The organism is Methylocaldum sp. 14B, assembly GCF_002005105.1.
Classification (GTDB): Bacteria; Pseudomonadota; Gammaproteobacteria; order Methylococcales; family Methylococcaceae; genus Methylocaldum.
The window spans coordinates 1-12,163 of the sequence record NZ_MSCV01000049.1; the positions used below are offsets into that span (position 1 = coordinate 1).

Below are 12,163 nucleotides of genomic sequence, written 5' to 3' on the forward strand. Positions count from 1 at the left end.
TTTATCGGCGGAAAACACATGGAAGAGGACGTAGGCTCCAGGAGCAGAGCATGGAAAGGAAACGCAATCCTGCAGACGCAAATATGCAGAAGGAGGATGCACGAAATTTTGCGTGGGTGCTCACAGACGAGTTGTCGGAGATCCAAGAGTCCCGCGAGTGTCGAAAGGCGATCTGTAGTTCAGACGCCGCGCAGCAGGGCCAAAACGCCACAGAAACTACCTCCGATGAAACCCGTTCGCCGACTCCAGAGAAATCTTCGGCGGACAACGAGGCTGATCCTCCTTCACTGAACAAGGTCATCCAACGCGCCCACAAAGCTAAATTGGTAGGACTCGCCTTCTCGGGAGGCGGCATCCGAAGCGCCACTTTCAATCTCGGCGTTCTGCAAGGGCTTGCGAACCATCGGTTGCTTCCTATTTTCGATTACCTTTCCACGGTATCGGGGGGCGGGTACATCGGAAGCTGGTTTGCGTCTTGGGTCCGTTACAAAGGTATCGCGGAAGTCGCCAAGGAGCTCAAGACTACCCGCGAGGCCGACCCAGCCAATTCCCCGCCAAAATCCGCTGCATCCCAAAAGCCGGAGCCGGAGCAAATCCGTTTCCTGCGCCGTTACAGCAATTTTCTGACGCCTCGCAAGGGCTGGCTGGGACTCGACTCGCTCAGCTTCTGCGCCGCGTATATGCGCAACCTCCTGCTCAATCAAATACTTCTGGTTCTGGTCGTCGCCATTGTGCTGTTAGTACCCCGGCTTTATGTGCTGGGTTTCTATCATCTAAACGGATGGCTAGCCTTGTCCGCGTCCCTCGTGTTGTTGGGAATCGCTATCCGGTTCGTAAACCTTCAAGGCCAGACAGAACCGTCATCTCAAGCTCCGCCAGCCCAAGGATCCAGCACTCAGAATGTTTTTGTCGCCCGTATATCGCTGGCGACAGGGCAACTGAGGGAATTCCGGGCAAAGCTGAGACAGATCTGGACAATGCCGAAGCAGGCAAGCCGAAGACCAGAAAGATCAGAAAACCAGGTGATATTCCAGGTGGTACTGCCGTTCATCTTCTCTACCCTATTAATCAGCGCATGGCTTTGGGAATCGTCCGTCGACCAAGCGGCATCGAGATGGGCTGCGACGGGTGCCGTTTTGTACATGTTGCTCTGGCTGATTCCCATGAATCACGCCGAGGATAAACGGGAGGAGTCTCCCAAATGGCGCATACTTTTCGGCCCACTTGGCGCAGGTGCTGTCGCCGGACTGCTCCTCCTCTCGCTAAGTGCTCTGCTGAGGCCACTCAACCTACCCGTGTGGGATTATGCCGTGTGGATGCCGCTTACCGTGGCGGTCACGCTCGGACTAGCCACCATTCTCCACATCGGGCTTGCCGCGCGCGAGTTCACCACAGAGGAATACGAATGGTGGAACCGACTGGCGGCGGAAACGCTCAAGTGGCTTGTCGTCGCTACCTTGTTGGCCACCATAGCGATGTACGGACCTAAATTCCTTTATTGGATCGGAAGGCAAGACATCAGTACCCGATCATGGCTGATCCCGGTTCTCATTGCGATCTGGCTTGGCCCAACGCTGATCGCCGTGCTTGCCCGCAAAAGCGAAGCCGCCGACTCGCGGAGAATGCGTATCGCAGGTTTAGCCTTTGCGATCGGGCCGTATATCTTCGCGTTGGGCCTGCTGGTCGTGATCGCTTGGGCGCTTTCGTATTTACTGCCCCAGATGTTTGCCTCCGCTGAATACCCCAATGGCACATATTGGCCCTCCTACGCCACGGGGCTGAATAACAACATCGGCGGGTGGCTTTTGTTTCTTACGACAGTAATCCTAACCGCCGTAACGATGTGGCTTTCCCGGCGGATCGGTGTGAATACATTCTCCATCCAGGCCATCTACGGCACTCGCTTAATCCGCGCCTATCTCGGCGCAAGCAATCCCGAACGCGATCCACATCCGTTTATAGGCTTCGATCCACACGACAATGACGTGAAACTGGTACACCTTCGAGTCAGCTCGTCCAACGATGATCCTCAGCTACAAAACGCTGATATAACCGGATACCAAGGCCCGTATCCGATCATCAACGCCGCCATGAACCTGGTGGCGGGCCGCGAACTCGCCTGGCAGCAGCGCAAGGCCGCCTCCTTCGTATTCACGCCGCGTTATTGCGGCTACGACATTGCTACAGCGGGCCGTCTCGGCAAATACGACGAAGCATCCGACCGCAATTACCGGCCGACCGAGCATTACGCCGCGTCCGTGTCTTTAGCGAGGGCCGTGACCATCTCGGGGGCTGCGGCGAGCCCGAGCATGGGTTATTACACCTCCGATCCGATGGCGCTTCTGATGACAGTATTCAACGTGCGCCTAGGCTCATGGTTGGGAAACCCCGGTTATGAAGCTACTCGGAGAAAACGAGCCGAGCAAGGCGAGCTTTGGGCAAAATTCGAGGAATGGTGGTCAAGAAATCCTAATGATGAGGCCGATCGGGAAAAACGAGACGAGCGAGGTCCTTGGGCAAAATTCAGTGAGTGGTTTCATCGCCGTCTGCCTGAGGATTGTTATGTACCGTCCTGGAAAAAACGCGAGCCGAGCTGGGGTATGCTCTACTTGCTCTATGAGTTGTTCGGCCGCACGGATGCGGAGTCCGAATATGTCTACCTTTCCGACGGAGGACACTTCGAAAATCTGGGGATCTACGAACTCGTGCGGCGGCGCTGCCGCTACATTATCGCCTGCGACGCGGAGTGCGATCCGGGGCTGGAATGTGCGGGACTCGGCAATGCCATCGAGAAGTGCCGCTCGGATTTCGGCATTGAAATTGAGATTGATCTCGAACAGGTCCGCCGCCGCGATGCAAACGGGCTCAGCCAGAGACTTTGCGCGGTAGGTCGTATCCGCTACAGCCTCGTGGACGGCAATGTTCCCGATGGCACCCTCATTTACGTCAAGCCGGCGCTCGTCAAGGGGGTACCAGAGGACATTGTCCGCTACCACGCCGGACATTGCGCCTTTCCGCACGAACCGACCACAGATCAATGGTTCGATGAGTCCCAGTTCGAGAGCTATCGCCGGCTGGGGCAGTATGCCATCGAAACCGTTCTCGAAATTGCCAAGGGTACCGCCAAGCCTCCCAGTCCCGGCGATTGCGATGAGCTCTTTCGGGGACTTCGCAAGCATTGGTACACGCCCAGTACCTTCGAGAAGGCTTCGTTTCCGCATCACGAAGAGGCGTTGTCTCATATTCTGACGGCCTTGCGGCGGAATTCCAGTCTTGAGTTTCTGGACGCACAGTTCTATCCACTTCTAGATCAAGCCTTACAACAATTTCCACGGCATATCGCGACACTCGTACCACCGCCTTGGGAGAAGACTGAGAGGAACGCGTGGAATCCATCAGACTACGACCAATACCGGGCAGCATTTTACCTGTGCCAGGACATGATTAAGCTGATGGAGGATGTGTACAACGATCTGAATCTCGACCAAGCGGGGGAATTCCAGAACCCGGATCATCGCGGCTGGACCAATCTCTTTCGGAGCTGGGCCGGATCGCGGATGTTCCGTTTCACGTGGGCAGTTACCGCAAGCACCTACGGCGCACGTTTCCAAACTTTTTGCGAAAACGGTCTAGGACTTGAGTTAGGAAAAATCGAAATCCAAAAGGGATTCTTTGTAACCGCCTCGTTCAGCAAGGAGCCACCTAGGTCTTTACATGGGCTGAAATGGTCTAAGTTGCTTGCAACTGGTTTGGACTACTCGTGGACGAAAGAAGGCTTCGATTATTACGAAGCAAAACAGCTGAACGAATTCTTCCAGGAAACCGTGGGAACGACATCATACAGCGTCATTCCATTTCTGATGAATGTCGATGATCCTCTCAATACAACGTCCTCGATAGAAGTAAAACCTTTACCGATCGTAATTGGATTTGCCGTTCTAAAAAATAGGCTGCTCGATAAGGATGCACTTGTCTACTTATATATCAGATCCTATTTGCGGCGCATGGGTTTGGCGCGGAAGGCACTACGGGCGCTACTGGATTGGAATCCCGAGATCAAATTAGCGAGCAAGAAGGATATACACGGGAAAATAAATGGATTCATGAAAAAGATATCAGATGAGGATCGCATCCATGTAGTGCGCTTATTCGAAGAGCTCAAGCATGAAGGTCACGAAAGCCCTTTGAGCTCGAAAGGCTACGAGGATTAAGCACGATGCAAAAACAGCAGAACGCTCGACGCGACGGAACGTATGCTATTGGTTTCGAATAAAGGTGTGTACGAATCAGATTCGATGATTTCGCGCTCACTCTGCTCGCCATCGATTCGCTGAATCGGCAACCGCGCGCGTCAACCGCCTGCAAGCGTGCGCGACTCTGAACGACAAGCCTGACCACGGCTCAAAAGGGACATCTTCTAAACCAGCCACATCGGGCACCGACGGTGACCGAGCCCAGGTCGCCAAGGCAGTCAAAGAGATTGTAAAGGACTATTTAGACCACCAACTCCTGTTCACACTGCTTTTGTCGACCGGCGGTGGAAATTGTCCGCGTAGCGCAATGCCCGGTTACGGGCATTTCCTTACTTGACAGTGCCTTGGGGCAGGCGCATTTTCTTGGTTTTAGCGACAGAACTTCGGCAGATCCGCTTGTTGTCCGCACTTCATCCGGGAAAGGGTTGAGGTAAGGGAGTTCAAAAGTAGGGAGGTCCTTATTTTTCGGCTCCGTCATGCTCGCCGTCTCAGGCGCTCTCCCCTCTCCGATCGCAAACGGTTGCTTCGACCGCGATCTTTCCCGAAGAGATTCGATGTTTCCGTTCTTTCTCAGGAAGAAAGAGGTAGGGATCAAGGAATGGCGAGAGCGATCAAACTGCACAAGCTCTGATCGAAACGCTTTGGATTTTCCAATCTCCAGAGAAGGAGGTATACGATGGCCACTTATGTATTGCTGACCACCTTGACGTCCGAAGGCCGGCAAACCCTGCACAAGAATCCCGACCGGATAGTGGAAGTGAACAAAGAAATCGAGCAATTCGGGTGCAAAGTTCTTACCCAATATGCCCTCCTTGGGGCTCACGATTTCTTGACCATCATAGAGGCGCCAGACAATGAGACTGCCGCTCATCTTGCGGTCGATTTGGGTTCGCGCGGCTCGGTCATTCCCATGACCTTGCCAGCCATGCACATCGACGATTTCATCAAGAAGCTCAAAGGGCCGAAGCAAATGGGGCATGGTTAAGAGCCCACTGAGCAATTCGGACGGCCTGCGAACGCTCGATCGGCCCCGCCGCGCCGCCGAAACCCGTTTTGAAGGAAGGACTTCCGAGTTGTCGTGGCGGCGGAGAACCGAATTTTTTCGGCGCCACGATCAACCGAAGATTTCCGGATATTTCCATCGTTCCTAAGGGTCCCAATATAAGTTGGGCACTGTGCAGATCGATCGGCCAATCAAGAACCAGCGAAACAGGCCATTCCGCGTTCATCCGCTTTCGCAAGGCCGATGAACCTACCGGAAAGCCTTCAGGCGCGACGATTCCAAATCCCGTTAAGAGGCAAGTCATGAGCACCGAAACCGGCCAATTGCAACCCGCAACCGATGCGCCCAGTTGGGAGCATTTTCCGCACATGGCCGACATGGGCGTGCGCGGCCGAGGCGCTACGATCGAAAAAGCTTTCGCTCACGCCGCTGAAGCGCTGAACGCCGTCATCTGCGATCCCGTCCAGGTCGGAACCACGACGCCGGTCGAAATCCGTTGCGAAGCGCCCGACATAGAATCGCTGCTGGTGGACTGGCTGAATGCACTCGTTTATGAAATGGCGGTGCGCCAGATGGTATTCGGCCGCTTCGACGTCAGTATCGACGGTTCCGCCTTGCACGCCATCGCCTGGGGCGAACCCGTCGAACGGGAACGCCACCACCCCGCGGTGGAGGTCAAGGGCGCCACGTACACCGAGCTCAAAGTCTATCGGGATGAAAACGGCGTTTGGATAGCGCAATGTGTCGTAGACGTGTAAAGCATCAGTCAAGAGAGGGTCGACGATGGATATCAATCGCCTGACGCGGCTATCCGAATTCGCCTGGCGCATCGAGCCGGTGAACGGTATGCGGGTGCCGGTCATCATTTATGCCGATGAAACCTTGATCGGCGACATGGATGAAAAAGTCAGGGAGCAGGCTGTGAACGTTACCATGCTGCCGGGTATCGTCGGCGCGTGCTACGCCATGCCGGACGCCCATTGGGGTTACGGCTTTCCGATCGGCGGCGTGGCCGCGTTCGATGCCGAGCAGGGCGGCGTCGTCTCGGCCGGAGGCGTGGGTTTCGACATCTCATGCGGGGTTAGAACGCTGCATACCGGTCTTAAACGCGAACAAGTGGACCCGCTCAAAAAGGAACTCGTCGATGCTCTGTACGCCACCGTGCCGGTCGGCGTCGGCAGCCGCGGCCATATCCGCCTCGATCACGCTCAAATGGACGAAATGCTGTCCGGCGGCGCCGAGTGGGCGGTTCGGCAAGGCTATGGCCGCCCCGAAGATCTGGAGAGGATCGAAGAGCGCGGCCGGATGGCGGGCGCCAAGCCGGACGCCGTGTCCGTTCACGCCAAGGAGCGACAGCGAGCGGAGATGGGGACGCTGGGTTCGGGTAACCACTATCTCGAAGTGCAGGAAGTCAGCGAGATTTACGATCCGGCCATCGCCGCATCGTTCGGCCTGGCGACAGGCGACGTGGTGGTCACCATCCACTGCGGTTCCAGAGGCTTGGGCCACCAGATCGGCACCGACTTTCTCAAGCGCATGCAGGCGGCCGCGGTGCAATACGGCATCGCCCTGCCCGACCGGGAATTGGCCTGCGCTCCCATCGAATCGCCGGTCGGCCGGGAATACCTCGGCGCGATGCGCGCCGCGATCAATTGCGCGCTGGCGAACCGGCAGATCATCACGCATCTGACCCGCAAGGTATTTGCGGAAATCCTGCCCGAAGCCCGGCTCGATTTGCTTTACGACGTTTCGCATAACACCTGCAAAGTCGAAGAGCACCTGATACAAGGCCGGAAAAAGCGGGTCTACGTCCATCGCAAAGGCGCGACGCGGGCTTTCGGTCCGGGTCATCCGGATTTGCCGAAAGTGTTTCGCGAGACCGGACAGCCGGTTTTGATCGGCGGTTCGATGGGAACGGCGTCCTACATCCTGTCGGGCACCGCGAGCGGAGAAACCTTGTCGTTCGCCTCCGCCTGCCACGGCGCCGGGCGCGCCATGAGCCGCCATCAGGCCGTGCGCACCTGGGGCGGCCGAGAGGTGGTCGACGAACTGGCCGCGCGCGGCATCATCGTGCGCAGCCCCTCGTGGCGCGGAGTCGCCGAAGAAGCGCCGGGCGCCTACAAAGACGTGCATGACGTCGTGATAGCCGCGGATAGAGCCGGGCTCGCGCGCCTGGTGGCCAAGGTCACGCCGATGGCTTGCATCAAGGGGTAACCGGCGCTTCCCTTTTTGCAGCTGGACTAAGAGCCTATCTCAGTAGGCCGTTCGCCCTGAGCCCTTCGACGGGCCTGTCCTGAGCTAAGTCGAAGGGCTCAGGACAGGCCCGTCGAAGGGTTTTGGGGACCTACTGGGATAGGCTCCAGAGCATTTTTCATCCCGGCGTACGGCTTCGTGTCGGGCAGGAAGAACGTAGGTCGGCAATCCCTTGCCGCGACTTATCGGCTCGGCAAAGGATTTTGTTGGAAGGGGCGTCCTGGCGCTCCCAGGACGGCCGTTTTGCGATTGGAAGGGTCGCGACTGAAGCGACCGTTTGCGATTGGAAGGGTCGCAACTGAAGCGACCGTTTGCGATTGGAAGGGTCATTCGGGCGCTCCAATCGCAAACGACCTGGCCGGGAGCGCCGGCCAGCCCCTTCCCCGGATGACCGTTTGCGATTGGCAAGGGATTGCCGACCTACCTATCGGGCCCTCTGACACCGAATCGGAAAATGCTCTAAGGCTCCACGGCTGGTAACGGCTTGAAAACGGGAGACTCGAATGAAAAACAGCTTCAGCGCCCGCTCGACGCTTCGTATCGGCGGTCGCGAATACGCGATATACCGGCTGGACGCCGCGGGCGACGTGAACCGCCTGCCGTACAGCCTCCGCATTCTGCTGGAAAACCTGCTGCGCAATGAGGACGGTGTGACCGTCACCCGCGAGGATATCGAAGCCCTAGCGGGGTGGAATCCCAAGAATCCGCCGGACCGCGAGATCGCCTTCTCGCCGGCGCGAGCCCTCCTCCAGGACTTCACCGGCGTGCCGGCCCTCGTGGACCTGGCCGCCATGCGCGACGCCATGGCCGAACTGGGCGGCGACCCGGCCAGGATCAATCCGCTCATCCCGGTCGAACTGGTCATCGACCACTCGGTCCAGGTGGACGCCTTCGGCACACCCGAGGCGTTCGAGAAAAACGTCGAGCTCGATTACCGCCGCAACGCCGAGCGCTACGCCTTTCTGCGCTGGGGCCAGCAGGCCTTCGACAACTTCAAGGTGGTGCCGCCCAATACCGGCATTTGCCATCAGGTGAACCTCGAATATCTGGCGCGCGTCGTTTTCTCCACCGACGAGAATCCCGAACTCCCTCGCAACGGCGGACTCCCCCTGGCCTATCCCGACACCTGCGTCGGCACCGACTCCCACACGCCCATGGTTAACGGTTTGAGCGTGCTGGCCTGGGGCGTGGGCGGCATCGAAGCCGAGGCCGTCATGCTGGGGCAGCCCGTTTCCATGCTCATTCCCGAAGTGATCGGCTTTCGATTGGAGGGTGAGCTGCCGGCAGGCGTTACCGCGACCGATCTGGTGCTGACCATCGCCGAGATGCTCCGGAAGAAAGGCGTGGTCGGCAAATTCGTCGAATTCTACGGTCCCGGCGTCGCCGCTCTCAGGCTGGAAGACCGCGCCACCATCGGCAATATGACGCCGGAGTACGGGGCGACCTGCGCGATATTCCCGCCCGACGACGAAACCCTCCGCTATCTGCGTTTCACCGGCCGTCCCGAGGAACGGATCGCGCTGGCGGAGGCCTACCTGAAAGAACAAGGGCTCTTCCATAACCCCGACGCGCCCGAGCCCATCTTCACCGATACCCTGGCGCTGGATCTCGGCAAGGTACAGCCCAGCGTCGCGGGCCCCAAGCGTCCGCAGGACCGCATCAGCCTCCCCGACGTGAAGCGGGTCTTCCACGAAACGCTCCCGTCGCTTCTTCCGGCCGCGAAGAAACCTGCGGAATCGCACTCGCCAGAGCCTGAGCTCCGCATCGATCACGGCTCGGTGGTGATCGCCGCCATCACCAGCTGCACCAACACATCCAACCCTTCGGTCATGATCGCGGCGGGGCTTCTGGCCAAGAAGGCCTGCGAATACGGGCTAACGCGAAAACCCTGGGTGAAAACCTCATTGGCGCCGGGCTCCAAGGTCGTGACGGAATATTTCCGCCAGGCCGGTCTGACGAAATACCTCGATCAACTGGGCTTTCAGACCGTCGCCTACGGCTGCACCACCTGCATCGGCAATTCCGGGCCGCTGCCGCCCGAGATTTCGGAGCAGATCCGGGAGCGCGGGCTGGTGGCTTGTTCGGTGCTCTCGGGAAACCGCAATTTCGAGGGGCGCATCAACCCCGAAGTGCGCGCCAATTTCCTGATGTCGCCTCCGCTGGTCGTGGCGTTCGCCATCGCCGGCCGGATCGACTGGGACCCGCACCGGGAGCCGATCGGCACGGGCAAGGACGGCAGTCCCGTTTTTCTCAAGGACATTTGGCCGACCGAGGAGGAAATCAGAGAGACGATACGCACGGCCATCCGTTCCGACATGTACCGCGCGAGCTACGGTCAAGTGTACGAAGGCGACCGGCGCTGGAAATCCATGCCCATTCCTTCGGCAGACCGCTTCGCCTGGGACGAGAACTCCACCTACGTTCGCCAGCCGCCGTACTTCCAGGGAATGCAGGCAGAGGCACCGAAGAGCGTGGAAGATATCCGCGGCGCGAGGGCCATCGCCCTGCTCGGCGATTCGGTCACGACCGACCACATCTCGCCGGCCGGAAGCATCCAGAAGGACTCGCCGGCCGGAAAGTACCTGATCGGGCACGGCGTGGAACCGCAAGACTTCAACTCCTACGGCTCGCGGCGAGGCAACCACGAGGTCATGGTGCGCGGCACCTTCGCCAATGTCCGCATCAAGAACCGTCTCGCGCCGGGAACCGAGGGCGGCTACAGCACCTATTTCCCGGAAAACGCCGTCATGACCATCTACGACGCGGCGGTGCGCTACCAGCAGGACGGCACGCCGCTCTGCATCCTGGCGGGAAAAGAATACGGCTCGGGCTCGTCCCGCGACTGGGCGGCTAAAGGACCTTTTTTGCAGGGGATTCGGTTCGTCCTCGCCGAGAGCTACGAGCGCATTCACCGATCCAATCTGGTCGGGATGGGCATCCTTCCCCTCCAGTTCCGGGACGGCGAGAACGTCGAATCGCTGGGCTTAGGCGGCCGCGAGACCTTCGCCGTGCTCGGGCTCGGAGAGGCCATAGCCACCCGCTTCGCCAACGGCCGCGACGTAACCGTACAGGCCACGGACGAAAACGGCCGAACCAAAGAATTCCACGCAACGATCCGCATCGATACCCCGCAGGAGATGCTGTACTACCTGAACGGCGGCATCCTCCAGTATGTTCTCCGCCAGCTCCTGGCCGGAAAAAAAGCCGAGACCATCTTCGATGCGATGACGACCGCCCCCCGGCCGGCGCCGCAAACGCCGCCGTCCGAGGGTATGGTCGACGAAGGCTCCAAAGACTCCTTCCCGGCGAGCGATCCGCCTGCTTATTGAACCGAATCCGGAGGATGCGGTGAGCAAAGCGAGCCGCCCTTCGACTTCGCTCAGGACAGGCATCATTCGCGGATGCCATCGGTGCGGCTCATGCCGGACCTCCTTGTCCGGCACCCTACGGGCTCCGTGCAAACCGGCTATCCTGCCGGTTTGTCGTTCCTCACCGCGCCCTACAGGTCGTAGGATGCGGTGAGCGAAGCGAACCGCCCTTCGACCGGGCTCAGGACAGGCATCGATCGAGGGCCGACTGGCGCGGTTCGTTCGAAGACTTCGCAAGCTTGCCGAATCTTTCCTAAACTAGGCGAACGGTATGTACTGAACGCCCAGCAACAAAAACAAGAAAGCCTCATGTCCTCCGCCCGCCAACTCCCGTCGCTGCCCCTGGCAGTGTTCCGCTGTCATTTCGAAACCACCGAACCGCTCCGCCTGCCCGCCTACGCCGGCTCCGCCTGGCGCGGCGCCTTCGGCCACGCGCTCAAGCGCACCGTGTGCGTGGTTCGGAGGACGGAATGCCCTTCCTGCCTTCTCTACCGAAGCTGCGTCTACCCTTACGTCTTCGAAACCCCGCCGCCGCCCGACAGCGAAAAAATGCGCCGCTACACCACGGCGCCGCATCCCTTCGCGCTGCGCATAGACCCGCGACAAAACGGCTCGCCCTATGCATTGGGCTTGACACTGTTCGGACGCGCCGACCGTCATCTTCCCTACTTCATCCATGCCCTGGACCAGGCTGGAAAAGCAGGACTCAGTCGCGCTTCGCAAGCTTTCGAACTGATCAAAGTGGAGCAGGCCGATGCACCGGAGAATCCGATCGTCTACGAACCCGGCCAGCCCTTGAGGATGACGCCCGGCCGGACGCCGGCCATACCCGCCCTCCCCGAGCGCTTCGAAATCCGGATCGAGACCCCGCTCCGGCTGAAACGCGAGGACCATCTGGTGACGCCCGCGCAGTTCGGTTTCGGCGACCTGTTCGGGCATCTGCTGCGGCGGCTGTCCATGCTGAGCTACTTCCACACCGATACGCCGCTGGAGGTCGACTTCGCCGCCCTCGCACAGGCCTCGCGAAACGTGCCGGTGCATGAGCCCAAGCTCCGCTGGCACGACTGGACCCGCTATTCCTCGCGCCAACAAACCGCGATGCAAATGGGCGGACTGCTCGGCCGGTTCGAGCTGCGCGGCGAAGATGTCGAGACCTTCTGGCCGTATCTCTGGCTCGGCCAATGGACCCACGTCGGCAAGGGCGCCACCATGGGTCTGGGCCGCTACCGGATTCGCGCCGCAAGCTTGCCGGAAACCCTGGCCGACGCTTGACGGAGGCACACTGT

Annotated in this window: 6 protein-coding genes; all 6 read left to right on the plus strand. The window is 59.3% G+C overall.

Annotated elements, in window-relative coordinates; genetic code table 11:
• Window positions 1-680 precede the first annotated feature (680 nt).
• The 6 genes from B2A78_RS24390 to cas6 all read left to right on the plus strand — a co-directional run bounded on the left by B2A78_RS24390 (window position 681) and on the right by cas6 (window position 12,149).
• Window positions 681-4,211 (plus strand): hypothetical protein, encoded by a 3,531-nt coding sequence (locus B2A78_RS24390; protein ID WP_240502668.1) that lies wholly within the window; start codon window positions 681-683, stop codon window positions 4,209-4,211.
• Window positions 4,212-4,929: 718 nt separating this feature from the next.
• Window positions 4,930-5,238, plus strand: a complete 309-nt coding sequence (locus tag B2A78_RS24395) for a GYD domain-containing protein (RefSeq protein WP_077732654.1) — start codon at window positions 4,930-4,932, stop codon at window positions 5,236-5,238.
• Window positions 5,239-5,558: 320 nt separating this feature from the next.
• Window positions 5,559-6,014, plus strand: a complete 456-nt coding sequence (locus B2A78_RS24400) for an archease (protein ID WP_077732674.1) — start codon at window positions 5,559-5,561, stop codon at window positions 6,012-6,014.
• A gap of 25 nt (window positions 6,015-6,039) precedes the next feature.
• On the plus strand, window positions 6,040-7,470 hold the full coding sequence (locus tag B2A78_RS24405; protein ID WP_077732655.1) for an RtcB family protein: 1,431 nt from the start codon (window positions 6,040-6,042) through the stop codon (window positions 7,468-7,470).
• A 542-nt stretch (window positions 7,471-8,012) separates the two neighbouring features.
• On the plus strand, window positions 8,013-10,838 hold the full coding sequence (acnA, locus tag B2A78_RS24410) for an aconitate hydratase AcnA (protein ID WP_077732656.1): 2,826 nt from the start codon (window positions 8,013-8,015) through the stop codon (window positions 10,836-10,838).
• A 348-nt stretch (window positions 10,839-11,186) separates the two neighbouring features.
• Window positions 11,187-12,149 (plus strand): CRISPR system precrRNA processing endoribonuclease RAMP protein Cas6, encoded by a 963-nt coding sequence (gene cas6, locus B2A78_RS24415; RefSeq protein ID WP_077732657.1) that lies wholly within the window; start codon window positions 11,187-11,189, stop codon window positions 12,147-12,149.
• Window positions 12,150-12,163: the final 14 nt, after the last annotated feature.